This is a genomic window from Mesorhizobium sp. LCM 4577 (assembly GCF_001854795.2).
Taxonomy (GTDB): Bacteria; Pseudomonadota; Alphaproteobacteria; order Rhizobiales; family Rhizobiaceae; genus Mesorhizobium; species Mesorhizobium plurifarium.
Genome location: NZ_MDDU01000054.1, coordinates 257948 through 283705 on the forward strand (window position 1 = coordinate 257948; position 25758 = coordinate 283705).

A 25758-nucleotide genomic window follows, 5' to 3' on the forward strand; every position below is an offset into this window, starting at 1 on the left:
RCSRSKYGMCGSAGARKYGSCYKRSKRGKSGRRGGYSSYSCSCKGCKMRGGGRRWRRWGGYSRARAGSWTSKSRTKSGWWCSMAYSMSAWSCTYTYSRCCWYYWYYCCCYKMGCMGSGSRSSRCCYYCSMCYMSYMRGSCRMYTCTSCGKCRMSYSGYTGGMKMMMGAMWMGCSKGMGCRCMRTMAWYMMGYCGRCSYMWTRMYSGMYKMRMMMKSMTTCRGSSSSYMGRKGSGMYMGMKGGYKMWSKASMGSYWTSWSAKYGRRKCMWRAKCRKSKMATYKGKRCWWSMRCRSCCKKYKMKAGCSMSSSSMCRGCSMYTKCRKCSRMACKWYSKYGSYYRWMSGSMGCCGGMYSMKSRRTMRYSYSAGYWWMKAMSKWKSGSYKCGSTGCKYAWSKYWWWMRRWRRWRGSRRTRRSRMAGSRWWSRSKGTSMTTYMGSWMRARAWMSCCWGWCSCKYYYWKTMRMTTYTGACTGGRGGTCAGAAAATGAACATCAAGAGCCTTCTTCTCGGCTCAGCTGCGGCCCTGATCGCAGTTTCCGGTGCTCGCGCCGCCGACGCGGTGACCGTCGCCGAGCCGGAACCGGCCGAATACGTCAAGATCTGCGACGTCTACGGCGCCGGCTACTTCTACATCCCGGGCACCGAGACCTGCCTGCGCATCGGCGGCTATCTCCGTTATGACGCTTCGGCTGGCGAGCAGGGCTCGTTCACCGGTCGTGAGACGACGGACGTTCGGGACGGTGACTCGCAGCGTTCGTGGCACAAGAACGCCCGCTTCGCGCTGAAGACCTGGACGGGCCAGGAAACCGAGCTCGGCACCTTGAAGACCTATACCGAGACCCGTTTCGACTTCAGCGACGGTGCTACGTCGGTCAACTCGCACTTTGCTTGGGTCCAGCTCGGTGGTCTGCGCATCGGCGCTGACGAATCGGCCTTCGACACCTTCCAGGGTTACGCGGGCGCCGTCATCAACGATACGATCGTTCCTTACGGCGGCTTTGACACCAACCTGATCAGCTACACCTTCGATGCCGGCAACGGCTTCTCGGCCATTGTCTCGTTCGAAGAGGGTAACTCCTACGGCGGCTATCATTATGCCGACCGCTCCCTCCGTACTGTTGACGGTCTCCGGGGCGATGAGGGCAGCGAGCTTATCGACAGCTACGTGCCGCACATCGTCGGCGGCGTGAAGTGGACGCAGGGCTGGGGTGGTATCAGCGGCGTCGTCGCTTACAACAGCAACTGGGAAGAGTGGGCCGGCAAGGTTCGCTTGGATGTGAATGTCAACGATGCTCTGTCGCTGTTCGTGATTGGCGGCTACGGCACCGATGACAACGCTCCGCGCAACTTCTACAAGCCGTGGGGTGGCAATTGGGCTGTGTGGGGCGGTGGCACCTACAAGTTCAACGAGAAGACCTCGTTCAACCTTCAGGTCTCGTATGACCAGAAGAAGGAATTCGGTCTCGCGGCGAACGTCGCCTACACGATCGTTCCCGGCTTCTCGGTCATCACCGAACTTGACTGGGCTCACAACGACCACGACAAGAACGGCTACAACTGGACCGAGCTGGAGCCCGGCAAGAAGAACGCTCTCGGCGGTTTCGTCCGCTTCCAGCGCGACTTCTAATAGATTTCGCCTTGTTGAAATCGAACCCGGCGGGCAACCGCCGGGTTTTTTATTGGGGCCGTCGGAACAGCGTCGATCGAACTGCCTCTGTCCGAAGGACGCAGGCAGCCATCGTTCGAAGGACCTCTCAGATGCTCAAGGAGCGCGATTGCCGCCTGTGATCCGACACAGGATTGCCTCAACTGTGCGCGGAGATTCTCTTACAGGCGGCGCTCATGGCGTACCCGTGGCGCCAAGGCACATCCGTCATTGGCGCGTCTCGCATTAAGTATCCGCGAGGTCGCCAAGCGCCTCCAGCAGCGCCCGAATTTCATTTTCATAGTTCTTCCAGCGCTTGACGGACGACTTATAGATCGGCTGACGGACCTGCCAGCGGCTCGGTGTGGTGACAGCCCCTTCCCTGTCGAAAAAGCGCAGACAGGCGTCGTCCCACGGCAGCCCGATATAATCGATGAGGCGCCGCGATTGTGCCTCCTGGTCATCAACAAGCGTTTCGTAGCGATTCTCGAAGATGCGGCCCGGAAGCACGTCATTCCAATGCTGCATCAAGCGGTCATATTCGCGATAGTAGAGACCGAGGGTCTTCAGGTCGTCGCTGTAGCTGTGATGATCGTTGAAGGGCAGAACGAAGCAGGAAACGCAATTGTCGATGGCATCGCGACGGCAGTGAATGATGCGCGCCTTGGGGAAGAGCAAGGCGATAAGGCCGACCAGCTCAAAATTGTGCGGCATCTTGTCGACGATGCGCAGCGCCGTAGCCGACCGTTCCGCCAGGTAAGACAAATGCTCCTTGGCCAACGTTTTCGACAGGTTCGGCGTGATCGAATCGACAAGCCCGTTCAACTTTCCGGCCAATGAGGGCTTGAGGCCGATGGCATTCGCAACTCGCCCCAACTTGGCAAGCTCCCCCGCGCCGTAGACATCAGGATGACTGGCCAGGATCTGTTCCGTCAGCGTCGTCCCGGAGCGCGGCATGCCAACCACGAAAACCGGCAGTTCGGAGGAATCGCCAAAGCCGTGYTCGGCGGCGGCAAACAACCCCGGTGTGAAGACCTCGATCAGCGCGTCGATCCACCGGCGGTACTGGTCGATATCGAACGGTTGAGAAGCCTGTTTCCCTTTCCGGAAATGATCGAACGCTTCATCATAGCGTTTGAGATCATTGAGTACCTTGCCGGCGRCATGGTGGAGCAGCCGAGCACCATCTGACCCCGGTTTCGAGTTGCCAAGCTCCCGGAGTATGGCGCCGAGTTCAGGAGGCTCCTCAGTGAACTTCTGCGTCTGCGCAAGATGGTAATACGCGCCTGGCAGGTCGATGCGCCGCTTTATCGCGTGCTTCAGGCAAACGGCGGCGTCATCCATGCGGCCCACGCTGCTGAGGGCATTGGCCAGCCCGACCCTGATCTCGGGATGATCGGGGTTGATCTTCAGCGCTTTCTCGTAAAGCGGCACGGCCAGATCGGGCTTATCGGATTCGATGTAGGTGCGTCCCAAGGCACAGAGCGCCACGACAAGATCAGGCTGCAGTTCCAGGGCGCGTTGCATATGCTCGATCGCCGACGAATGTTCGCCGACCTTTAGATAAGCTTCACCCAGGCTGAGGTGGTAGTGGGCGTTCCGCGGCTCCTCTGCGACGGCGCGTGCGAGATACTGTAACGCCAACTCGTCGTCATAGCCCAGGCATATGCTTCCCATGATGTAGAGCGCGCGCGGGTGGTTCGGCGTGCGCGCCAGAACCTGCAGGCACAGATCCTGAGCCTGCTTCGGACGTCCGGCCTGCTGATGCTCATAGGCCTGCTTCAGCAACAGGTGGTCGGCCCGTGCATGTGAATCCGGATTCGGCGGATTGGCCTGCGGCAATACTCTGGATGTCGCAGCGGACGGTCTGGACATCGAGCCGGACTTGATATGTTTGGCCCAGGCGGGCGGCAGTCGATTGCTCATGCTTCTGGCTAGCAAAAACAGGCTCGAGAATCCAGCAACCCGGCAAGCTACACGCCGCTGTCTCAGTTCACACCGTTTGTGGATCGGGAGCCGGATCCGACAGTTGTGCAAGGCGGTGACCGAGCGGCCGCCGTCGACAGTTCATGCGGGATGTCCTACGGCAATTGAAGCGAGTTTGGCATCGGCGCCGTACACTTGGCGCGCCACGGCTTCACCACGAACGCCACCGTTCGGTGCTCAGATATCAGCCAGGTCGCCAAGGGCATCGATCAATGGCTGGATTTTCTCTCCATAGTTCTCCCAGCGCTTGACCGAAGATGTGTAGATCGGCTGGCGAACCTGCCAGTGGCTGAGTGTCCTGACGGATCCTTCCTTGTCGAAGAAGCGGAGACAGGCATCGTCCCAAGGCAACCCCAGGTAATCTATCAATCGACGCGACTGCCCCTCTTGGTCCGAAATCATGTCCTCGTATCGGTTGTGAAAAATTCGTCCAGGCAGAAGCGCCTCCCAGTGACGCATCAGACGATCGTATTCCCGATAATAAGCCCCTAGAGTGCTAAGGTCGTAGCTATAACTATGCCCCTCCCTCAGATCTGAACTGAAACATGAAATACAATTATCGACAGCATTTCGCCTGCAGTGGATAATCCGAGCGTTAGGAAATATAATTGCTATCAGGCCAATCAGCTCGAAATTGTGAGGCATTTTGTCCACAATTCGAAGCGCCGTCTGCGAGTAAAATCTAAGATTGTCAACATAATCCTTGGCCAATGACCTCAATTGCGTGCCGGTCAACGAGCGTACAAGCGTTCCAAAATCGGCAACAGGCGCACCCCGCTTCAGGCCGTTGGCGACGGCGATCCATTCCATTTTGGTGAGCTCGCCCGCGCCATGCACATCAGGATGGCTCKACACTATCTGCTCAGTCAACGTTGTACCGGAGCGCGGCATTCCCAAAACGAATACAGGTACGTCAGACGAGTCCCCATATCCCCTTTTTTCGGCCAACAACTTCGGATCGAAGAGGCTAATCAGAGCGTCAACCCGCTTACGATAGTATTCAATATTAAAATCGCAAACCTTGAACGCTCTAGCTTCCAAAAAATGATCTATTGATTCGCTATATCGCCCGATATCATTGAGTATCTTCCCTGCAGCAAAATGAAGATCATGCGCGCTTCCCGACGAAACGCCCGGTTTCGCAATCTCACCAAGAATTGATTCAAGCTCTGGCGGCTCGATGGAAAACTTCTTGATATCCGCCAAGGCATAATATGCCTTTGCCACGTGCACGCGCCGCTCAATATTCTCCTGTAAATAAGTGACTGCATCGTCCATGCGACCCAAACTTATCAAAGCACGTGCGATACCCATCCGGGCAAGCGGGTGATCCCTGTCGAGCTCCAAGGCTCGTTCATAGGTGGGCAACGCCAAATCGGCCCTATCGAACTTAGCGTAGGCCAAAGCCAGGTTGCAGTAGGCCTCCACCAGGTCGGGCTTCAACTCGCAGGCGCGCTTCAGATGAGTGATTGCAGACGGATATTCGCCAACGCTCAGCCAAGCTTCCCCGAGACTGAGTCGAAAAAAGGGGTTGCGCGGCTCGCGCGCGAGAGCGCGTTCAAAGTACTGGATAGCCAGGGCGGGCTCGAAATCGAGCCCAAGCGTGCCGAGGATATATAGTGCAAGCGGATGCTCTGGCGTCCTTGCTAGGACGCGATGGCAAAGTTCCTCCGCCTCGGCAAAGCGTTTCTCTTTCTGCAGCTCGAGTGCCTGCCTCAGCAACGTGCCATCCGCTTGCGCAGGCAGCGGACTGCTTTTCGGCATACCGGCCCTCGAGGACCCAACCTTGGCGGTGGACTGGGTCTTGAGGTGCTTGGCCCAGGCGGGCGGCAATCGATTGCTCATCCGGTTTGCTATCAAAGGAGGGAGGAAGAATCCAGCCAAAGCATGTCGACCGAGCCGGTGCGCTGCAGCATGAAGATCCGGCAAGCAGTCGACGTGGCTATTAGCAAGCCGGCGACATTGCAATCGTGGCGCCCGATCCTAGGTGCAAGCAGCCGTGGCTTGCGTCCACCTACCAGTCACGCTAGCAAGAACGCCCCTTCCACGCGAGCTTTTGCCATGCGCCAGCGCCCCTCCCTCACGCCCATCATCGGTGCGCTTCCCACCACGGTGCCGTTCGTGGGCCCTGAGGCGCAGGAGCGCGAGCGCGGGCGGCCGTTCCGTGCCCGCATCGGCGCCAATGAAAGCAGTTTCGGCCCCTCGCCGCGCGTCATCGCCCGCATGGAGGCCGTCGCACGTGATCAGTGGATGTATTGCGATCCCGACAATTACGAGCTGAAGGTGGCGGCCGCGGCCCATCACGGCGTGGCCGTCGAAAACGTGGTGGTGGGCGAAGGCATCGACGGCCTGCTTGGCCTGGTGGCGCGCATGTATGTCGCTCCAGGCGAGGCCGTCGTCACCTCGCTCGGCGCCTACCCAACCTTCAACTTCCATATCGCCGGTGTCGGCGGCCGCCTGGTGACGGTCCCCTATGCCAACGACAAGGAGGACCTCGACGGTCTTCTTGCCAAGGTCGCGAGCGAAAAGGCGCCGCTGGTCTATCTCTCCAACCCAGACAATCCGATGGGAAGCTGGTGGGAGGCGCCGGATGTCGTCCGCTTCATCGAGGCGCTGCCTGAAACCACCATGCTGGTGCTCGACGAGGCCTATGGCGAACTGGGGCCGGCCTCGGCGCTGCCGGCGATCGATGTCGCGCGGCCGAACGTCATCCGCATGCGCACCTTCTCCAAGGCTTACGGACTGGCCGGCATACGCTGCGGCTATGCGGTCGCGGAAGCGGAGGTGATCCGCGACTTCGAGAAGATCCGCAACCATTACGGCGTCAGCCGCATGGCGCAGATCGCCGGCCTCGAGGCGCTGGCCGACCAGGACTACCTGCACTCGGTGGTGGCGCGCGTGGCGGCAGGCCGCGAGCGCATTTCAACCATCGCCAGGCGGAACGATCTCAAGCCGCTGCCGTCGGCAACCAATTTCGTCACCATCGACTGCGGCCGCGACGGCGCCTTCGCGCTGAAAGTGATGCAGAATCTTTTGTCGCGCGACGTGTTCATCCGCAAGCCGATGGCGCCACGGCTCGACCGCTGCATAAGGGTGAGCGTCGGCCTCGACCATGAGCTCGACATCTTCGCCGAGGAATTGCCCGGCGCGCTGGCGGCGGCGCGGGGGAACTGACCGAACCCTGGCCCATATGCCTGCTTCCCGGAGCAGACCGGCAATTCACGTTTCGGCGGCTGCCAGCAGGCGCGTCACGCGGTTCAGCGCATCGGAAAGCTCCGCGGCTTCCTTGTCCTCGAGCTTGACGATCAGCCGGGCGAGGTCGCGGTTGGTCGCCGCCTCAAGATCAACCAGCGCGGCCCTGCCCCGCCTGGTCAGCGAAAGAACGGGCTGCCCGTTCTCCGAGCCATCGCGCATTCCTGCCAGCCCCATGGCGGTGAGTTTCCGAAGCACCCTCATGAGATAGGCAGGGGCGAGGTTGAGTTCGCCGGCCAACTCCGACGCCGCTGGCGCGAGGTCGAGATGAAACATGCGCGCCAGCAAACCGGCCCGTCCGCCGCCCGGTCGGGGTTTGCGCCCGAGCTCGAACAGCACGCGCGCCTCGGCCAGCGTGTAAGGGCTCTGCATCAAGGTCTCGTCGAGCAACCCGACCAGCCCGGTGTAGAACCGGTTGAAACGGCGAATCTCATGGACCAGGGCGTCGTGCGGCATGCTGGCCTCCTTGGGCATTGCGTCCGATAATTCCCTCATTGGTTGACTGAGTCAATTATCAGCGGAATTGCTGCCCTCAAACCGATTGCATTTCACCCCTCGTGCTCCAGATTGATGGGGACGATTCTGGAGCGGACGATGCAAGGTGAGCAAAGAGCCGTTCGGGTGCGCGTTTCCGGCAGGGTACAAGGCGTGAGCTACCGGGTTTGGACGCGCGGTGAGGCCATGCGACTCGGGCTGACGGGTTGGGTGCGCAACGAGCGCGACGGCTCGGTCACAGCGTTGCTTGCCGGCGCCGATGGCGAGGTCACGGCGATGATCGAACGCCTGTGGCAAGGGCCGCGAGGAGCGCTTGTCTCGAAGGTCGAGATCGAGGAAGCGGCCGGCGACGCGCCGGCTGATTTCAGGATCATCGTCTAGGGCCATTCCTCGCCCCACGACAGTGGGGAGAGGTGGCGCGGCGAAGCCGCGACGGAGAGGGGGACAGCGCAATCTTGATGAATTTCAGAACAAACCCGCCAGCGCCGCAACCCCCGCTCCGTCTCGGGCTTCGCCCGAGCCACCTCTCCCCCGCTTTGCGGGGGCGAGGAATTGCTTTCTTCCCACCTTGAATTAATTGAACGTTCGTTTTATTAATATCGCCGGAGGCGGATATGGCGCGTACAACCGGGTCCGACGGGGAAAAGACCGAAGCGGCCGTCCGCGAAGCGGCGGTCAGCCTGATCGCGCGGCTGGGCTACGAGGCGATGTCGATGCGGCAGTTGGCGGCGGAGGTCGGTGTGCAGGCGGCCGCGCTCTACCGCTATTTTCCAACCAAGGAGGACCTTCTGTTCACGCTGATGCGTGAGCATATGGAAGGTCTGCTCAAGGCTTGGGAAGCGGCGCGGCCGGCCACCGCCGATCCGGTGACCCGCCTTGCCGCCTATGTCGAGAACCACATCGCTTTCCACATCGAGCGGCGTCGCGCCACCCATGTCTCCAACATGGAGTTGCGCAGCCTCTCGCATGAAAGGCTGACGCAGATCCTCAAGATGCGCACGACCTATGAGAAGGAATTGCGCACGATCCTGCGCGATGGCGCCGAAACCGGTCTCTTTCAAGTCGACGATACCGGGCTCACCGCCATGGCACTGATCCAGATGATGACGGGCGTCATCGTCTGGTTCCGGCCAGGCGAACGGCTGTCGGTCGCTGAAGTCACCACGACATATCTTTCCATGACAATGCGGCTCGTCGGCGCGAAGATCGACGGCAGGGAGGTTGCGCATGTACACGAATACGCTCAGCTTCGGACTTGATCCCGACATTGAGGCGCTACGCGATACCGTGCGGCGCTTCGCCCAGGACAGGATCGCGCCGATCGCGGCGGAGATCGACCGTTCCAACGAGTTCCCCGCGCATCTGTGGGGTGAGCTCGGCGCGCTCGGCCTGCTCGGCATCACCGCCGACCCCGATTTCGGCGGAACCGGCATGAACTATCTGGCGCATGTCGTGGCGATGGAGGAGATTTCGCGCGCTTCGGCCTCGGTCGGCCTCTCCTACGGCGCGCATTCGAACCTATGCGTCAACCAGATCAACCGCTGGGCCACGCCGGCCCAGAAGGAGAAGTACCTGCCTGCCCTTTGCTCCGGCGAAACGGTCGGCGCGCTGGCGATGTCGGAGCCTGGCGCCGGCTCGGACGTGGTGTCGCTCAGGCTGCGCGCCGAAAAGCGCAACGACCGCTATGTCCTCAACGGCTCGAAAATGTGGATCACCAACGGCCCCGACGCCGGAACGATGGTGGTCTATGCCAAGACCGATCCGGAACGCCATTCGCGCGGCATCACGGCCTTCATCGTTGAGAAAACGATGGCCGGCTTTTCAGTCGCGCAGAAGCTGGACAAGCTCGGCATGCGCGGCTCCAACACCGGCGAGCTGGTGTTCGAGAATGTCGAGGTGCCGTTCGAGAATGTGCTGCATGAGGAAGGGCGCGGCGTCGAGGTGCTGATGTCGGGGCTCGACTATGAACGTGCAGTGCTCTCCGGCGGCCCGCTCGGGCTGATGGCCGCCTGCCTCGACGTCGCCGTGCCTTATGTGCATGAGCGCAAGCAGTTCGGCCAGCCGATCGGCACGTTCCAGCTGGTGCAGGGCAAGCTAGCCGACATGTATACGACGATGAACGCCGCGCGGGCTTACGTCTATGCCGTGGCGGCCGCCTGCGACCGCGGCGAGACCACGCGCAAGGACGCCRCCGGCTGCGTGCTCTTCGCGGCCGAGAAGGCGACGCAGATGGCGCTCGATGCCATCCAACTGCTCGGCGGCAACGGCTATATCAACGATCACCCGACGGGACGGCTGCTGCGCGACGCCAAGCTCTACGAGATCGGCGCCGGCACCAGCGAGATCCGTCGCTGGCTGATCGGCCGCGAGATCATGGCGGAGGGGATTTAGTGAGCGCGGTTTGTGACCTTCGTCGAGCTCTCGTCGATCCGCTTGCGGGCAGCTTCAGCAAGTGTATCGGACACCCACTGGTTGATCGATTTTCCATCGCTGGCGGCCGCTTTGCCAAGCAAGGCGTGAATTTCCGGGGTGGTGCGCAGGGCCAGCTTGCCGGAATAGGGCTTCTGCGGATCGACACCGCGCTCTTTGCAAAAGACGAGGTAATCGTCGACGCTGTCATGAAACGACTTCACCAATTCCTCGGCGGTCTGGGCCTCAAAGGTAACGATGTCGCGAATGCCAAGGATGCGGCCATGGAACACCATGTCTTCATCGTCGAACTCGATCGAGCCGGCATATCCCTTGTAAAGCTTCATGGCCTTATTCCAACGTTCGTCAAGAATTCGCGGATATCCCTGATCGCCCATCGCTTGGTATCAGGCGACGGATGGGGGCGATGCAGGAATAGTGTCTGGCCCGCAATGGTAAACCGGACCCGCGATCCGCTGCCTTCCGAAACCTCGGCTCCAAGTGCGATCAGCAACGCCTCGACGTCTCGCCATTTGATCGAAGCACTGACGGGGTTCGCAAATATCTTGTCCAGTGTCTGCCGGTGCGTTGCTTTCATGGCTTTCACCCTCCCCAATCGAATACCGTTGTGGTCAGTTCCTCTGGGGTCAGGGCGAGGGCCCGAAGTGATACTGAAATATGATATCGTCTGAGGTTCGTCAATGCCCGCCTTGACCTCGCAGATCTCCCCCTCCTCCGAMACCTTCCGCGCCAATGCCGAGCGCATGCGGGGGCTGGTCGCTGAAATTTCCGAGAAGGCGGCAATCGTCGAGCGCGGCGGCTCCGATGAAGCCCGCGAACGCCACGTCTCACGCGGCAAGCTTTTGCCGCGCGAGCGGCTGGCGCAACTGCTCGATGCCGGCTCACCCTTCCTCGAGGTCGGCCAGTTCGCGGCATGGTCGATGTATGGCGAGGACATCGCGTCGGCCGGCATCATCACCGGCGTCGGCCGCGTCGAGGGCACGGAGGTGATGGTCGTCGTCAACGACGCCACGGTGAAGGGCGGCACCTACTATCCGCTGACGGTGAAGAAGCATCTGAGAGCGCAGGAGATCGCGCTGCAGAACAACCTGCCCTGCGTCTATCTGGTCGACTCAGGCGGCGCCAATCTGCCCAACCAGGACGAGGTCTTCCCCGACCGCGAGCATTTCGGCCGCATCTTCTACAACCAGGCCAACATGTCGGCGGCCGGCATCCCGCAGATCGCTTGCGTCATGGGTTCCTGCACGGCCGGCGGCGCCTATGTGCCGGCGATGTCGGACGAGACGATCATGGTGCGCAACCAGGCGACAATTTTTCTCGGCGGCCCGCCGCTGGTGAAGGCCGCCACCGGCGAGGATGTCAGCGCCGAGGAGCTCGGCGGCGCCGATGTCCACACCAGGCTGTCCGGCGTCGCCGACCACTACGCCATGGACGACGAGCATGCGTTGGCCATTTGCCGGCGCATCATCAAGAACCTCAATCGCAACAAGGCCGTAAGCCTGAATTTGCAGAAGCCGATTCAACCGCTTTACGATCCGAGCGAACTCTACGGCGTCGTGCCGACGGATCTGCGCCAGCCCTATGACGTGCGCGAGGTGATCGCCCGCCTCGTCGACGGTTCGGAGTTCGACGAGTTCAAGCAGAACTACGGCACTACGTTGATCACCGGCTTTGCGCATCTGCATGGCATGCCGGTCGGCATCATCGGCAACAATGGCGTGCTCTTCTCGGAAAGCGCGCTGAAGGGCGCGCATTTCATCGAGCTCTGCTGCCAGCGCGGCATTCCGCTGATCTTTTTGCAGAACATTACCGGCTTCATGGTGGGCCGCAAATACGAGGCCGGCGGCATCGCCAAGGACGGCGCCAAGCTGGTGATGGCGGTCGCCACCGCAAGGGTGCCGAAGCTCACGGTGATCATCGGCGGCTCCTTCGGCGCCGGCAATTACGGCATGTGCGGCCGCGCCTACTCACCCCGCTTCCTGTGGATGTGGCCGAACGCTCGCATCTCGGTGATGGGGGGCGAGCAGGCCGCGACGGTGCTCGCCATGGTCAAGCGCGAAGGCATCGAGCGCAAGGGCGGCGAATGGAGCGCCGAGGAGGAAGCCAAATTCAGGAAGCCGATCCTGATGAAATACGAGCATGAGGGTCACCCGCTCTATTCCTCGGCAAGGCTTTGGGACGACGGCATCATCGATCCGGCCAAAACGCGCGAGGTGCTGGCGCTCAGCCTCTCGGCGGCGCTCAATGCCGGCATCGAGGAGACGAAGTTCGGCGTGTTCAGGATGTAACGATGAGCGCTTTCGGCGACAGGATCCGCATCCACACCGGCGACATCACCAGGCTCGCGGTCGACGCCATCGTCAACGCGGCGAATTCCTCGTTGCTCGGTGGCGGTGGCGTCGACGGCGCCATACACCGCGCGGCAGGGCCTGAGCTGGTCGCCGAATGCCGCATGCTCAATGGCTGCAAGACCGGCGATGCCAAGCTGACAAAGGGCTATCGCCTGCCGGCGCGCTATGTCATCCACACGGTCGGGCCGGTCTGGCAAGGCGGCGGCAAGGGCGAAGCCGAGTTGCTCGCCTCCTGCTACCGGCGCTCACTTGAAATCGCGCTCGGCCATGAATGCCGGACGGTGGCGTTTCCGGCGATCTCGACCGGTATTTACCGCTTTCCGAAAGACGAAGCGACCGGCATTGCTGTCGGCACCGTGAGCGACTTCCTGCGGCGCAACATAGTGCCGGAGATGGTTACTTTCTGCTGCTTCGATGAGCCTATGGCGGAGCTATATCGACGGGCCGTTGCTGCCATTGGGGAAGGCTGAGCTGCATGAGCGATTCGAACAATTTGTCTGCTTGGACATGCTGGCGGGACAGCGCCCCCCTCTGTCCTGCCGGACATCTCCCCCACTTGGAGGGGGATCAGCAGCTTTGCGGACAGCGCCTTTGCGGCAACGTCGATAATTGGCGAAGGCGGCGGCGACATCCAATCTCCCCCCTTGTGGGGGAGATGTCCGGCAGGACAGAGGGGGGCGCGAAGGAACGCCTGCCTCGTCCGAAACGCGCGCTCAATGCGGAGGCTCCATGTTCGGCAAGATCCTGATCGCCAATCGCGGCGAGATCGCCTGCCGCGTCATCCGTACCGCCCGCAAGCTCGGCGTGCGGACCGTGGCCGTCTATTCCGACGCCGACGCCAAGGCCCTGCATGTCGAGATGGCCGACGAGGCGGTGCATATCGGCCCCTCGCCCGTCGGTGAAAGCTATCTGCGCGGCGACAAGATCATTGCAGCGGCACTTGCCACCGGCGCTGAGGCGATCCATCCGGGCTACGGCTTCCTGTCGGAGAACCCCAATTTCGTCGACCAGGTGACGGCTGCCGGGCTCGTCTTCATCGGTCCGTCCGCCGCCTCGATCCGCGCCATGGGATTGAAGGACGCCGCCAAACGGCTGATGGAAAAGGCCGGCGTGCCGGTGGTGCCCGGCTATCACGGCGAAGCGCAGGAAATCGTGCTGCTCGCTTCCAAGGCGCGCGAGATCGGCTACCCCGTCCTGATCAAGGCGCGCGCCGGCGGCGGCGGCAAGGGCATGCGGCGCGTCGACCACCCCGACGATTTCTCCGAAGCGCTTTCCGGAGCGCGGCGCGAAGCGAAGGCGGCGTTTGGCGACGATCGCGTGCTCGTCGAAAAATATGTCGACAAGCCACGTCATATCGAGTGCCAAGTGTTCGGCGACAATTTCGGCAATGCGGTGCATCTTTTAGAACGCGACTGCTCGGCGCAGCGCCGCCACCAGAAGGTGATCGAGGAGGCGCCCGCCCCCGGGATGACGCCAGCGCTGCGCAAGGCAATGACGGAGGCGGCCGTGAAGGCCGCCAAGGCGATCAATTATTCGGGCGCCGGCACGATCGAATTCATCGTCGATGCTTCCGAAGGACTGAAAGCCGACCGCTTCTGGTTCATGGAGATGAACACGCGGCTGCAGGTCGAACACCCCGTCACCGAGATGGTCACCGGCGTCGATCTGGTCGAATGGCAGCTGCGCATCGCGGCCGGTGAAAAACTACCGAAGACGCAAGGCGAGATCGCGCTTGCCGGCCACGCCTTCGAGGCACGCCTCTATGCGGAGGACGCCGCGAAAGGCTTCCTGCCGGCGACCGGCACGCTGCATCATCTCAAATTCCCCGACGCGGCGCCGGAGGGTGCGGCGATGCGCATCGAGACCGGCGTTCGCGCCGGCGATGCGATTTCGCCTTTCTATGATCCGATGATCGCCAAGCTGGTTGTGCACGGCAAGGACCGGGCCTCGGCGCTCAATGCCCTTCGCGAGATGCTGGCGCGGACGGAAGTGGCCGGCTCGACCGTCAACACCGCTTTCCTGGCGGCACTCGCCGCCGACGCCGATTTCGCAGCCGGCGACGTCGATACCGGGCTGATCGGCCGGCATCAGGAGGCGCTCACCGCCATTCCCGCGCCCAGCGACGAGACGATCGCCGCCGCGGCGCTGGCTGCCACGGACGCCGGCGCGCCGGGTCCCGCCGCCGATCCATGGTCCACGCTTTCAGGCTATGCGCATTTCCACACGCTCGCGCGCCGCATCCGCCTGCGCCACGGTGAGGAAAATATCCTGGCCAGGGTTTCGGCACGGCCGGACGGCCGCTTCCAGGTCGCGCTGGAAGCGCCGCATGACGCGGTGAACACGCATGATCTGAGGACCATGCCGCGCGCCGTCCGCTGGCCCGGCCACGTCACCGTCTTCGAAGGCGCGGTTGGCTATACGTTCACGGTTCCCGATTCGCTGGCCAAAGCCGACGAGGCGGGGGCGGCTTCAGGCAGCCTGCGCGCGCCGATGCCGGGGCTGGTCAAGCTGGTGCGCGCCGCGACCGGCGATGTGGTGATCAAAGGCCAGCCGCTTCTGATCCTCGAAGCCATGAAGATGGAGCACATGATCGCCGCTCCGCATGACGGCGTGATCGCCGAGATCGCGGCCGAGGGCGCGCAGGTCAGCGACGGCACCGTGCTGGTGCGGTTCGTGGAAGACGGCCAGGGCTGAGACGAAAATGGCCGGGACGAGCCCGGCCATTTCCTCGATAGCTGCGGAACCGACTTACGGCTTGATCGGCGCGTATTTGCCGTCGTGCCACTGGTTGATGTCGTAGCTGGCGTTCTTCAGGTCGCCCTTCTCGTCGAAGATGACGTCGCCGACGACGGTGCTGATCGGCTTGCCGTCCTTGAGCGCTTCGGCGACCTTGGCCGGATCGTCGGTGCCGGCGCGCTTGACGCCTTCGGCCACAGCCTGGATCACGGCATAGGAGAACAGCGTGAAGCCTTCAGGCGTGAAGCCGCCGGCCTTGATCTTGGCGACCGCGTCCTTCGCTTCGGGCTTCGCCTGCGGGTCCGATGGGAAGACGAACATGGTGCCTTCGCCAGCCGGGCCGGCGACCTGCCAGAATTCCGGCGAGGCGATCGAGTCCGGCATGATCAGCTGGAACTTGACGTTCTGCTCGGCCGACTGGCGCAGGATCAGGCCCGCTTCCGGGTGGTAGCCGCCGAAATAGACGACGTCTGCCTTGAGCTCCTTCAGCTTGGTGACGAGGGCCGAATAGTCCTTCTCGCCGGCATTGATGCCTTCATAGTCGACCTCCTTGAGGCCGCCGGCATTCATCGTCGCCTTCACAGCGTCGGCGACGCCCTGGCCGTATGCGCTCTTGTCGTGCAGGATGACAACGTTCTTGCCGGCGTATTTCTTGGCGATCCACGGGCCGATGAAGGCGCCCTGCGCGTCGTCACGCGTGTAAAGGCGCATGATGGTCGGCCAGCCCGCCTTGGCGGCGGCATCGGTCAGCACCGGGTTGGACGAGGCGGGGCTCATCATCAGCGTGCCGGCTTCGGCATAGACAGCCGAGGCCGGAATGCTCGAGCCAGAGCAGGCATGGCCGTCGACGAACTTGACGCCGTTGGCCACGATGCGGTTGGCCACCGATACGGCCTGCTTCGGATCGCACTGGTCGTCCTCGATGTCGAGCTTGATCTGCGAGCCGTTGACGCCGCCGGCGGCATTGATCGCGTCGGCGGCAGCCTGCGCACCCTGCTTGAACTGGTCACCGATGGTGGCGAGCTGGCCGGTCATCGGGCCGACCACCGAAATGGTGATGTCGTCGGCGAAGGCAACCGGGGCGCTCATCATCAGACCAAATGCGGCCGCGCTCAAAATACCCAATTTTTTCATGACTATAAGAACTCCTCCACTTGCGCATGGCCATCCGGCCGCGCTTCCTTCACAGAGCCGGGACAATTTCACCCTTCGCTGGAACTGTCGAGAGGACAATTCGGAAGGTTTTGGTTCATTTCTGCCGGGATTGCTTGGGCCACGCGCCCGCGTGATTACCCAGCGTAATGCAAAAAGCCGCGCCGGCCTTGTTTCGGTCGGTCGCGGCTTTTGCAGTCGAGCTCCCCAGACGCCCCCGCGCCTGAAACCCGCTCGCTTCCCTGTTTTGGTGCACGGCTTGAGGTTCGTTGGCCTGCCGCGTTCTTGATCTTGTCAACCAGCCGTCTTATCGCGGCCTTGTCCCCTGAAGGCTTTCGGGCGCTGTACCCGCAGGATCAGTGCATCGTCATCCATTCGCGGGCTTCGCGCAGCGCCGTGGCGATCTCGACCTTCGACATGGTGGCCGACAGTTCCGAGCGCAGCTCGGCGGCGCGGGCCGAGCCCTTGATGGCGGCGATGTTGAACCATTTGTGGGCGGCGACGACATCGGTGTCGCAGTCGCGGCCGGTCGCATACATCATGCCCAGTTCGAAAAGAATGTCGGCCTGGGCAGTTGCCCCCATGGCGCCGAAGCCGTCTTCAAGCATTTCAAAACGTGCCATTTCAATCCCCTGTCTGGCTCCCGAGAGCTGCCTCCTTTTCCCTCGGTGTCCCTTGGGGCGGGCCGCTCTTTCGATGCTTTCGAGGATGAAGCCTGGCTTTGAATCCGCCGTTAAATGGCTTGCTTAATTTGAGGAAAACAAAGCTAAAACAAGAGGTAAACGCGGAAATTCGTTAAGCATGGGAATCCAGCGTTTCAGCCATTTTGCATCAAATTCGACGAAAATTGCCGCGCGCGGAATCAAGACTTCGCTAACCACGGAAACCGAAGCGTTTTTCCGGTCGCGTTTATTTTCAGCCATCGGCGCGGCGAAAATCCTTGCAACCTTCCGTGGCGGCACCGCTTTCGTTTTGGCCAGAGCTGGATTAGCTTTACCTTTGCGTAAGGGGCAGGAAGGCGGACCGGAGCCCGCCACGACCCCATAGGGAGGTGGACAAGATGTTTCGAAAGATGAGCCTGGCCCTGGCGGCCACCTTGATCATGGCGGGTGCCGCGTGGGCCGACCCGATCGAAGGCAGCTGGAAAACGCAATCCGGCGAGACGGCGACGATCGGCGGCGGCGGCTCGTTCTCCATCACACTCAAGACCGGCAAATATGCCGGCAAGACGATCGGCTCGCTGAAGGCGGCCGGCGACAACAAATATGCCGGCTCAATCACCGACCCGGCGAACGACAAGACCTATTCCGGCAAGGCGACGCTTTCGGGCACCACGCTCAAGATGAGCGGCTGCGTGCTCGGCGGTCTGATCTGCAAGAGCCAGACCTGGCACAAGCTCTGATCGCCAAACTGCAGACCATCCGAAACGGGGCCGAACGGCCCCGTTTTCTTTTGGAGCGGCGACGCTCCGCCGCACCGACGCTGCGCCGCCGGCACCTGCTCAGACCTCGTCAATCAATTTGAACCGCAGATGAATACCGGTCTCAGAACCGGTTCAGAGGCATTCCGGCATTCTCTCCCGCATTGAAGGAGAGGGAAATGCTTGCGCGTCGCTTCACCATCGTCTGCCTGCTGATGAGCCTGTTCGGCATGTTCTTCGCCATCCTGGTGGCCGAGGGCGGCCATTCCTCCCGCTTATGGGAACGGCCCGTGGCTTCGTTCTCGGCTCCGTGAACCTCGTGACACGCCGAAACGACAAAGCTGAAAATCGACCAAGTTGAAAATCGGAACACCACCAAAATGAACCGCATCGCCGCCACTGCAACGAAGATCCTCAGGCTGCTGCCGCGGGCGACGCTCATCCTGATGCTGCTGGCCGCGCCGGTGCTGGCGGTGCCGACGATACGGGCCGATACGGGCCACACGATCGAGGCGCCGGCGCACAAGAACACCAGCGTGGGCTTCGTGCTCCTGATCAGCCTGCAGCGCGGGTAACGCACCGAAGAAAAACGACGCGTGCGGCGGCTTGACGCCCGCCTCCCCCTCCCAACCGCTCTTCCAAGTCTCTATATTGAGCCATGGAAAAGCGAATCTACCCCCAAGCTATCGAATCGGTCGTCATGCCGGAGCCGTTCGGCAAGCAGGAGTTCCACGACGCCAAGAAGGCCGTCGCGGCGCTCCAGACGCTCTACGACCGCAACACCAAGTTCCTGCGCGATTCTTTCGCGGCCCTTGCCGCGGGCGGCGACGAGAGCAAGCGCTACCGGGCCTTCTATCCGCAGATCGGCGTCACCACGACCTCGTTCAGCCAGGTCGACTCGCGCCAGGCCTATGGCCATATGCCGACGCCCGGTCATTTCGCCACCACCGTCACCCAGCCGCAACTGTTCGAGAACTACCTCATCGAGCAGCTACGGCTGATCATGCGCAATCACGGTGTGCAGGTGACCGTGTCGGAGTCGGCCACGCCGATCCCGCTGCATTTCGCCTTCCTGGAAGGCACCTATGTCGACGGCGCCGCCGCCGAGCGCATCAAACGGCCGATCCGCGACCTGTTCGACGTACCGGATCTCGACGGAACCGACGACCAGATCGCCAACGGTACCTTCGAGGTGGCGTTCGGCGAGCCGCGGCCGCTGGCGCCGTTCACCGCGCAGCGCATCGACTATTCGCTGCACCGCATGACGCATTACACGGCGACCAGCCCGCAGCATTTCCAGAATTTCGTGCTGTTCACCAACTACCAGTTCTACATCGACGAATTCGTCGCGCGGGCTCGCGAATTGATGGAGAGCGGTGGAGGCGGCTATAGCGAATTCGTCGAGCCGGGCAATGTCGTGACCAAGGCGGGTGCCGGCGCGCCGAGCGAAGGCACGCCGCCGCAGCGCCTGCCGCAGATGCCGGCCTATCACCTGAAGAAGCCCGGCCACGGGGGCATCACCATGGTCAATATCGGCGTCGGCCCGTCCAACGCCAAGACGATCACCGACCATATCGCGGTGCTGAGGCCGCATGCCTGGGTCATGCTCGGCCATTGCGCCGGCCTGCGCAACACGCAGGCGTTGGGCGACTATGTGCTGGCGCATGCCTATGTGCGCGAGGACCATGTGCTGGACGACGACCTGCCCGTCTGGGTGCCGATTCCGCCGCTGGCCGAGATCCAGGTGGCGCTGCAGGAAGCAGTCGCCGAGGTCACCGGCCTTTCCGGCTACGACCTCAAGCGCATCATGCGCACGGGCACCGTCGCCACCATCGACAACCGCAACTGGGAACTGCGCGACCAGCGCGGACCGGTGCAACGCCTGTCGCAGTCGCGCGCCATCGCGCTCGACATGGAATCGGCCACCATCGCCGCCAACGGCTTCCGCTTCCGCGTGCCCTATGGGACGCTGCTGTGCGTCTCCGACAAGCCGCTGCATGGCGAGTTGAAGCTGCCCGGCATGGCGACCGAGTTCTACAAGCGGCAGGTGGCGCAGCATCTCACCATCGGCATCAGGGCGATGGAGAAGCTGGCCGAAATGCCGATGGAGCGGCTGCATTCGCGCAAGCTCAGAAGTTTTTCGGAGACGGCCTTCCAGTAGACGCGTCCCGGCCAGCTGCTGGCGAGGCAATCCGTCGTCTTGCTTGAGCCGCAATTTGGCCGATAAGCGGTCAGAGCGGAACTGGAGCAATTCAGGAAAAATGCGAGCGGTTTTTCGTTCGAAATCGGGTCAGAACAAGGAGACAGGGCCTTTCGGCGTTCCGTGAAACGGTGAAATGTCCCGGGCGGGTCGGAGCAGATGACTACGGGCGGTGCGCGCTTGAGCATGATGGCTCAGCTGACATTCCTGGCGATGATGGCGTGCTCGGCCGCGTTGTTGGCCGGGTTCTTCGGCGCGCTGCATCCGGCCTTCGATTCCTTCTCGCATTTCCGCATGCATCTCAGCGCGCTTGCGGCCTTGCTTGCGCTGGCGCTGCTTGCCGGTCCCTACCGGCTGCAGGCCGTCGCGGCGCTGGTTTTCGCCATCGTCTGCTTCGCCACGACGACGAGCGCTCTGCCCAAATTGCCGACGCAGCAGGCAATCGCGAAACCGGCCGACCGGATCGTCTACAGCCTGCTGCAGATGAACCTGCGCTTCAACAATCCGACGCCGAAGAAGGTGCTGTCGCTGATCGGCCGAACCAATCCGGACGTCATCACGCTCGACGAAGTGTCCGGCATGTGGTCGAAGGAGCTCGGCTATATTGCCGGCGCTTACCCCTATCGCATCCTTTGCGACTATCCCAACGGCATATTCGGCGTCGCGCTGCTCTCGCGCCGCCCCTTCGCCGCCGGCACAGCGCCGCGTTGCGAACCGCGCGGCGCGATGGCCACCGCCACGATCGATTTCAATGGCGTTCCGGTCGACGTCGCTGCGATCCATCTGAGCTGGCCTTGGCCGAAGGAGCAATATTGGCAGATCGGTGAACTGGCGGAACCGCTGGCCGGGCTCGGTGAGACCGCCATCATGGCCGGCGATTGCAACGCCGTGCCGTGGAGCGCGGCGGTGCGTCGGGTGGCGCGGCTCAGCGGCATGACCCTGATGCCGTCGGCCGGCCCGACCTGGATCCACCGCACGCTGCCCGACTTCCTGCGCCGCTATGCGGGCCTGCCGATCGACCAGGTGTTCAGCAAGGGCGGAGTGACGATCCTGTCGTCGGCCCGACTGGAGGATACCGGCTCCGATCATCTGCCGGTGCTGATCGAATTCACGCTGCCGCCCGCCAGCGATGCGCCCGGGGACGAGCACAAGTCGGCGCTGGCGGCGAACGAGGCGCCGGACAGACCGCAGGGTTGACGCTCCGTTTCTTAAGCGAACGACTGAAGCTTCAGTTCTTCAGTTCTTCCCCATCAACGCATTGACCAGCCGGTCGACATGGCCGCCGTCGCGATGCTCGCGCGCATCGAAGGCGTTCTGTTTCGCTTCATATTGCGCGTAGACGGAGTCGATCCGGCGCCTGGCCTCGCGATGAGTGGCGGTGCAGAACCAATTGTCGGCCAGCTTAAGGCCGGCAATGGACTTGTCGGTGGCACGCATCATGGCCTTGGCGATGCGGCCGTGGTGGTGCTCATGAGCGTGGACGCCGGCGAGGAAGCGCCGCCAGCGCCGCTCGAGCTCGGGCTTCGGCGGCGAAGCCAGGCGAGGAAAAGTGTAGGTGAGCTCCATCGTTCCGTCGGCGCCCCGCAACCTGCAGACCCCGTCGGCACGGTCCACGTCCAGCTTCCAGTTCACGACGTAGCTGGTGTCGGCGATGGCGCGGGTCATGAAGCCGTGCTTGGGACCTTTGCGGTTCATCGCTTCGACCAGCGCGGCGCCCGTCGCGCCAGCGATGTCATAGCTGCGCGTCGTGACCAGCACTTTGGTGCCGGCCAGCGCCTCCGGGGTGCCGCCGCACAGGCCGCCGAGCATGATGAGACATGTAAGAACCGCCAGGCGCATGGCCCATTTGCTCCCTATCCGCAGAGAAGGAACTATAAGCCGGCTGCAATTTCAAGCGTAAGAGACCCGGCCGACCGGAACCGCGGATGGTCGCCGATCGGGGGAGTGGCTCACATGCCTTGGTAGACCGGCCCCTCGCCGCCTTGCGGCGGCACCCAGTTGATGTTCTGGTTCGGATCCTTGATGTCGCAGGTCTTGCAGTGGACGCAGTTCTGCGCGTTGATGACGAAGCGCACGTCCTTGGCCGACGGATCGGCGGCGGCGTTACCGTCCTTGTCCACCCATTCATAGACGCCGGCCGGGCAATAGCGGGTCGACGGACCAGCAAAGACATCGTGCTCGGAACGCTGCTGCAACGCCATGTCGCCGACGATCAGATGTACCGGCTCGTTTTCCTCATGGTTGGTGTTGGAGAGGAACACCGAGGAGAGACGATCGAAGGTCAACACGCCATCCGGCTTCGGATAGGCGATCTTCTGATGCTTGGAGGCCGGCTCGAGCGTCGCATAATCGGCCTTGCCGTGCTTCAGCGTGCCGAAGGGCGAGAAGCCGAACAGCGTGTTCAGCCACATGTCGAGGCCGCCGATGCCGACGCCGACGATGGTGCCGAAGCGCGACCAGAGCGGCTTGACGTTGCGGACCTTCTTCAAGTCCTTGCCGATGTCGCTGCCGCGCCAGGCTTCTTCGTAGGACGCAAGCTCGTCATTGGCGYGGCCGCCGGCGATCGCCTCGGCCACATGCTCGGCCGCAAGCATGCCGGACAGCACCGCGTTGTGCGAGCCCTTGATGCGCGGCACGTTGACGAAGCCTGCCGCGCAGCCCATCAGCACGCCGCCGGGGAAGGACAGTTTCGGCACGGACTGCCAACCGCCCTCGGTGATGGCGCGCGCGCCATAGCCGATGCGCTTGGCGCCCTCGAAGGTGCCGGCGATCGCCGGATGGGTCTTGAAGCGCTGGAATTCCTCGAAAGGCGACAGATAGGGGTTCTTGTAGTTCAGGTGGACGACGAAGCCGACCGCCACCTGGTTGTCCTCGAGATGGTAGAGGAAGGAGCCGCCGCCGGTCTTCATGTCGAGCGGCCAGCCGAAGGAGTGCTGCACCAGGCCCGGCTTGTGGTTCTCCGGCTTGACTTGCCAGAGCTCCTTGAGGCCGATGCCGAACTTGCCGGGTTCGCGGCCGTCGGCAAGCTGGTATTTGGCGATGAGCTGCTTCGCGAGCGAGCCGCGCGCGCCCTCGCCGATAAGCACATATTTGCCCATCAGCGCCATGCCGGGCGCGTAGGCCGGGCCGTGCGTGCCGTCCTTCTCGACGCCCATGTCGCCGGTGATGACGCCGGTGACGGCGCCGGCATCGTTATAGACGAGGCTTGCCGCGGCAAAGCCCGGATAGATCTCGACGCCCAGCGCCTCGGCCTTGGTCGCCAGCCAGCGGCAGACATTGCCGAGCGACACGATGTAGTTGCCGTGATTGTTCATCAGCGGCGGCATCAGGAAGTTGGGCAGGCGGAACGAACCGGCGGGCCCAAGTACCAGGAAATGGTCCGCCGTCACTGGCGTCTTGAACGGATGATCGCTCTCCTCGCGCCAGCCCGGCAGCAGCCGGTCGATGCCGATCGGATCGACGACGGCGCCGGACAGGATGTGAGCGCCGACCTCGCCGCCCTTCTCCAGGACGACCACCGAGAGGTCCGGATTGACTTGCTTCAGACGGATCGCCGCGGCAAGGCCGGCGGGACCGGCGCCGACGATCACCACGTCGAATTCCATGCTTTCGCGTTCGATTTCGCTCATCGACCCCTCTATGGCTTGCCGCATTCTCGCATTGTGCTGGCTCCCGCGCTGCATAGCGCATCAATGCGCGACGCGAAACCGGCGCGGACGTGACAACGCCGATTTCGACAAAAAGTCGCGGTTTTCCCCTACGAAAAGGCAGACGCAGCGGCTATGGCCAAGCATAGGCCAGCGCCAATTGGTTGGCAGGCCAGGCGGCGCCGGGATGTTTTTAATTGTTCGACGGCTCGGTTATCGGCAATACTTCGCGCCATGCGCAGTCCAGAGCCGCCCGGCTTTCCATCGAAGCGCTTACTCTTAACGCCAGGCGCGGCCTGGCGTGCGGTTCTTCCGCTCCTCTTTTTGACCATGCCGGCCCTTTCGACCACGCAAGTCCGGGCGGATCAGGTGAAGGTGTGGGCGACCGGCGCCTATTCCTTCTCCGACGAGCTGGGCGGCTTCCGCATCACCGGAGCCTCCGGCATCGGCACCAAGGAAGATCCCCTGGTCATCAAGGAGGAGCTGAACTCGGCAACCCCAGTGACGCTGACCATCCGCGCGACCAAGCCGATCGAGCCCTTCGGCAAGGCCGGCGAGGTCGCCAACGGCGTGATGTATATGCGCATCGACGTGCTCAACAACAGCGCGCTCCCCTGGGTGGAGTTCCAGTTCGAGCTGCAGGAGATCCTCGACCAACCCAGCGTGTTCGGCGACGGCCTGTCCTTCGACCAGCGCAACAAGACACCCGACAACATCTGGTCGAGCAACTTCGCCGATTTCGACCGCCGGTTCGAACCCTATGACCGGCTGCTGTTCCGCAACGGCAAGATCGACCCGCTGAAGACGGCGACGTTCGATTTCCTGATCACCGACTACACGCCGCGCTGGACGTTTTACATCGTTCAGGATCCAAGGATTCCGACGGGGTGAATTACGCCGACGTCCAAGGCGGAGCTGACAACTTGCAAATCGGCGCCGCGCGGACGATGGTGGCGCCATGACTGCCGCTTCCCCCAGCACACCAGCCGAGATCGCCGAACTGCTCGCCTTCTATGCCAGCGCCGGCGTCGACGACGCGCTCCAGGACGCGCCGATCAACCGGTTCGCCGAAGCGGCGGCAATACCAGTTGGACGGGGGCCGGCAGACCGCAGGCCCGCCGAGCGGGCGCTGGCAGCGCCACAACGCGAAACCAGGCCCGAAAGCCGAACGGCACCCGACCAGGCTCCGGAACGCGTCGAGAACCCGCCAGCGCCCCTATCCGGCCTCGACGCCAGCAATATTCCGGACGCACCCACCCGGGTGCCGGCGGCCGCGGCCGTTCCCGACGAGGCACAGGCCCTGCTGGCGCGGCAGCTTGCCGCGAGCGCTTCGACGCTCGACGAGCTGCGCCAGCACATGGCCGCCTTCGACGGCTGCAACCTCAAATTCACCGCCAAGAACCTGGTCTTCGCCGACGGCAACCCGAACGCCGACCTGATGCTGGTCGGCGAGGCGCCGGGCCGCGACGAGGACCTCGAAGGACTGCCCTTCGTCGGCCGCTCCGGGCGGCTGCTCGACCGCATGCTTGCGGCGATCGGCCTCGACCGCAACTCGGCCTATATCGCCAACGTCATCCCATGGCGGCCGCCGGGCAACCGCACGCCGACGCCGCACGAGACCGAAATCTGCCGTCCCTTCATCGAAAGGCAGATCGAGCTGGTCAATCCAAAAGTGCTGGTCAATCTCGGCGGGCCGTCGGCCAAGACGCTGCTCAACACGACCGAGGGCATCCTGCGCCTGCGCGGCAACTGGCGGGTGCACACGACCGCCTCAGGCATAGCCATTCCGGCGATGCCGACGCTGCACCCGGCCTATCTGCTCAGGACGCCGGCGCACAAGAAGCTGGCCTGGCGGGATTTTCTCGAGGTGAAGGCGAAGTTGAAGGCGTTGGCGTGACCGCCCTTCCCTTCTCCCCTTGTGAGGGCTTTGCACGGGGGAGTGATTTCTGTTTGTTGGGCTAATGAGGCGTTTTTTGAAGGCCGATGGAGCGGTGTTCGGCGGCTTTGCGGGGCATTTGCCGGGCTAGGCGGCCGATCCGCTGGACTGCGGACGCACTCCTCCTCATGCTCGCCTCTCGCGAGGCGGATGGAGGGCGCCAACCATGGTCCTTAGATTGTAGGCRCAGGCCGCCAGCATGCACTGCGTGCGGTTGGCGGCGAGGTTGAAGAATCGCACGCGCCGCATGCCATAGTGCTCCTTGAACACGGCGAACGGCCGCTCGACCGCCGCGCGCACCTTAGCGATCAGCCGGTTGCGCAGCTTTTGGCGCGGCGGCAGTTCAGGGTGATGCCTGTTGGCCCGCCGCATCAGCCGATCCTTGATGTTGGCTTCGACGAGCCGATCATGCCTTGCATGGGTGTAGTAGGCCTGATCGCCATAGGCCGCCTTCTCGTCGCCGCAGATCAGCTGGTCGGCCGGCTCGGTGTCGGTGACCGAGGCAT

The 25758-nt window shown here is 62.9% G+C and carries 26 protein-coding genes; 16 read left to right on the forward strand and 10 right to left on the reverse strand.

The window, feature by feature from the left end:
* The first annotated feature begins 486 nt into the window (after positions 1-486).
* Complete coding sequence (locus LCM4577_RS31685) at positions 487-1629, forward strand: porin (protein ID WP_071074680.1); 1143 nt, start codon at positions 487-489, stop codon at positions 1627-1629.
* Between the two features lie 264 nt (positions 1630-1893).
* Here LCM4577_RS31685 and LCM4577_RS31690 read toward each other — a convergent pair whose 3' ends face one another.
* Both LCM4577_RS31690 and LCM4577_RS31695 read right to left on the reverse strand, forming a co-directional pair.
* On the reverse strand, positions 1894-3573 hold the full coding sequence (locus LCM4577_RS31690; RefSeq protein WP_071074681.1) for a sulfotransferase: 1680 nt from the start codon (positions 3571-3573) through the stop codon (positions 1894-1896).
* A gap of 237 nt (positions 3574-3810) precedes the next feature.
* On the reverse strand, positions 3811-5478 hold the full coding sequence (locus LCM4577_RS31695) for a sulfotransferase (protein ID WP_071074682.1): 1668 nt from the start codon (positions 5476-5478) through the stop codon (positions 3811-3813).
* A gap of 216 nt (positions 5479-5694) precedes the next feature.
* Here LCM4577_RS31695 and LCM4577_RS31700 point away from each other — a divergent pair, with 216 nt between their 5' ends.
* Positions 5695-6807: a pyridoxal phosphate-dependent aminotransferase gene (locus LCM4577_RS31700; RefSeq protein ID WP_071035651.1), complete on the forward strand. Its 1113-nt coding sequence runs from the start codon at positions 5695-5697 to the stop codon at positions 6805-6807.
* A 45-nt stretch (positions 6808-6852) separates the two neighbouring features.
* Here LCM4577_RS31700 and LCM4577_RS31705 read toward each other — a convergent pair whose 3' ends face one another.
* Positions 6853-7341 carry a MarR family winged helix-turn-helix transcriptional regulator gene (locus LCM4577_RS31705; protein ID WP_071074708.1) on the reverse strand — a complete coding sequence of 163 codons (489 nt, stop codon included), beginning with the start codon at positions 7339-7341 and terminating at the stop codon, positions 6853-6855.
* A gap of 138 nt (positions 7342-7479) precedes the next feature.
* On the opposite strand from LCM4577_RS31705, the gene LCM4577_RS31710 reads away from it, so the two are divergent.
* The 3 genes from LCM4577_RS31710 to LCM4577_RS31720 all read left to right on the forward strand — a co-directional run bounded on the left by LCM4577_RS31710 (position 7480) and on the right by LCM4577_RS31720 (position 9771).
* The gene (locus tag LCM4577_RS31710) at positions 7480-7761 is read left to right on the forward strand and encodes an acylphosphatase (RefSeq protein ID WP_071035909.1); all 282 of its coding nucleotides are present in this window, start codon (positions 7480-7482) and stop codon (positions 7759-7761) included.
* A 233-nt stretch (positions 7762-7994) separates the two neighbouring features.
* Positions 7995-8639 (forward strand): TetR/AcrR family transcriptional regulator, encoded by a 645-nt coding sequence (locus tag LCM4577_RS31715; protein ID WP_071074683.1) that lies wholly within the window; start codon positions 7995-7997, stop codon positions 8637-8639.
* Positions 8608-9771 (forward strand): isovaleryl-CoA dehydrogenase, encoded by a 1164-nt coding sequence (locus LCM4577_RS31720; RefSeq protein ID WP_071074684.1) that lies wholly within the window; start codon positions 8608-8610, stop codon positions 9769-9771. Before LCM4577_RS31715 ends, LCM4577_RS31720 begins: the two co-directional genes overlap by 32 nt.
* Here the strand turns inward: LCM4577_RS31720 and LCM4577_RS31725 are convergent.
* Entirely contained in the window at positions 9768-10136 is a 369-nt protein-coding gene (locus LCM4577_RS31725) for a type II toxin-antitoxin system HicB family antitoxin (protein WP_071074685.1), read from the reverse strand. The two genes, LCM4577_RS31720 and LCM4577_RS31725, sit on opposite strands and share 4 nt — an antisense overlap.
* Positions 10133-10387 (reverse strand): type II toxin-antitoxin system HicA family toxin, encoded by a 255-nt coding sequence (locus LCM4577_RS31730; protein ID WP_071074709.1) that lies wholly within the window; start codon positions 10385-10387, stop codon positions 10133-10135. The genes LCM4577_RS31725 and LCM4577_RS31730 overlap by 4 nt, the downstream gene beginning before the upstream one ends.
* A gap of 103 nt (positions 10388-10490) precedes the next feature.
* Here LCM4577_RS31730 and LCM4577_RS31735 point away from each other — a divergent pair, with 103 nt between their 5' ends.
* From LCM4577_RS31735 to LCM4577_RS31745, 3 genes are all read left to right on the forward strand, one after another.
* Positions 10491-12098, forward strand: coding sequence for a carboxyl transferase domain-containing protein (locus LCM4577_RS31735; protein WP_071074686.1), 1608 nt, complete (start codon positions 10491-10493; stop codon positions 12096-12098).
* Positions 12099-12100: 2 nt separating this feature from the next.
* Entirely contained in the window at positions 12101-12631 is a 531-nt protein-coding gene (locus LCM4577_RS31740; RefSeq protein ID WP_071074687.1) for an O-acetyl-ADP-ribose deacetylase, read from the forward strand.
* A gap of 259 nt (positions 12632-12890) precedes the next feature.
* Complete coding sequence (locus tag LCM4577_RS31745) at positions 12891-14855, forward strand: acetyl/propionyl/methylcrotonyl-CoA carboxylase subunit alpha (protein ID WP_071074688.1); 1965 nt, start codon at positions 12891-12893, stop codon at positions 14853-14855.
* Positions 14856-14909: 54 nt separating this feature from the next.
* Here the strand turns inward: LCM4577_RS31745 and LCM4577_RS31750 are convergent, their stop codons facing one another.
* Positions 14910-16031 carry an ABC transporter substrate-binding protein gene (locus LCM4577_RS31750; protein WP_040984292.1) on the reverse strand — a complete coding sequence of 374 codons (1122 nt, stop codon included), beginning with the start codon at positions 16029-16031 and terminating at the stop codon, positions 14910-14912.
* A 374-nt stretch (positions 16032-16405) separates the two neighbouring features.
* Positions 16406-16672: a sel1 repeat family protein gene (locus LCM4577_RS31755; RefSeq protein WP_040984294.1), complete on the reverse strand. Its 267-nt coding sequence runs from the start codon at positions 16670-16672 to the stop codon at positions 16406-16408.
* Between the two features lie 178 nt (positions 16673-16850).
* On the opposite strand from LCM4577_RS31755, the gene LCM4577_RS31760 reads away from it, so the two are divergent.
* From LCM4577_RS31760 to LCM4577_RS31785, 6 genes are all read left to right on the forward strand, one after another.
* Positions 16851-17096, forward strand: a complete 246-nt coding sequence (locus LCM4577_RS31760) for a hypothetical protein (RefSeq protein WP_127237550.1) — start codon at positions 16851-16853, stop codon at positions 17094-17096.
* Positions 17097-17109: 13 nt separating this feature from the next.
* Positions 17110-17451 (forward strand): DUF2147 domain-containing protein, encoded by a 342-nt coding sequence (locus LCM4577_RS31765; RefSeq protein ID WP_040984518.1) that lies wholly within the window; start codon positions 17110-17112, stop codon positions 17449-17451.
* A 197-nt stretch (positions 17452-17648) separates the two neighbouring features.
* Positions 17649-17783, forward strand: coding sequence for a hypothetical protein (locus LCM4577_RS31770; protein WP_274534987.1), 135 nt, complete (start codon positions 17649-17651; stop codon positions 17781-17783).
* Positions 17784-17849: 66 nt separating this feature from the next.
* The gene (locus tag LCM4577_RS31775) at positions 17850-18044 is read left to right on the forward strand and encodes a hypothetical protein (RefSeq protein ID WP_040984296.1); all 195 of its coding nucleotides are present in this window, start codon (positions 17850-17852) and stop codon (positions 18042-18044) included.
* 125 nt (positions 18045-18169) lie between these two features.
* Entirely contained in the window at positions 18170-19630 is a 1461-nt protein-coding gene (locus LCM4577_RS31780; RefSeq protein WP_244508484.1) for an AMP nucleosidase, read from the forward strand.
* A 225-nt stretch (positions 19631-19855) separates the two neighbouring features.
* Entirely contained in the window at positions 19856-20866 is a 1011-nt protein-coding gene (locus LCM4577_RS31785) for an endonuclease/exonuclease/phosphatase family protein (protein ID WP_116390228.1), read from the forward strand.
* 39 nt (positions 20867-20905) lie between these two features.
* On the opposite strand, the gene LCM4577_RS31790 is transcribed toward LCM4577_RS31785, so the two are convergent.
* Both LCM4577_RS31790 and LCM4577_RS31795 read right to left on the reverse strand, forming a co-directional pair.
* Positions 20906-21508: a DUF922 domain-containing protein gene (locus tag LCM4577_RS31790; protein WP_040984301.1), complete on the reverse strand. Its 603-nt coding sequence runs from the start codon at positions 21506-21508 to the stop codon at positions 20906-20908.
* A gap of 110 nt (positions 21509-21618) precedes the next feature.
* Entirely contained in the window at positions 21619-23298 is a 1680-nt protein-coding gene (locus tag LCM4577_RS31795) for an electron transfer flavoprotein-ubiquinone oxidoreductase (RefSeq protein ID WP_071074691.1), read from the reverse strand.
* 252 nt (positions 23299-23550) lie between these two features.
* Here LCM4577_RS31795 and LCM4577_RS31800 point away from each other — a divergent pair, with 252 nt between their 5' ends.
* Entirely contained in the window at positions 23551-24207 is a 657-nt protein-coding gene (locus LCM4577_RS31800) for a hypothetical protein (protein WP_116390229.1), read from the forward strand.
* A gap of 67 nt (positions 24208-24274) precedes the next feature.
* Positions 24275-25213, forward strand: a complete 939-nt coding sequence (locus tag LCM4577_RS31805) for a uracil-DNA glycosylase family protein (RefSeq protein ID WP_071074692.1) — start codon at positions 24275-24277, stop codon at positions 25211-25213.
* A 165-nt stretch (positions 25214-25378) separates the two neighbouring features.
* Here LCM4577_RS31805 and LCM4577_RS31810 read toward each other — a convergent pair.
* A partial coding sequence (locus LCM4577_RS31810) for a transposase (RefSeq protein WP_157900521.1) occupies positions 25379-25758 on the reverse strand: 380 nt, incomplete at its 5' end.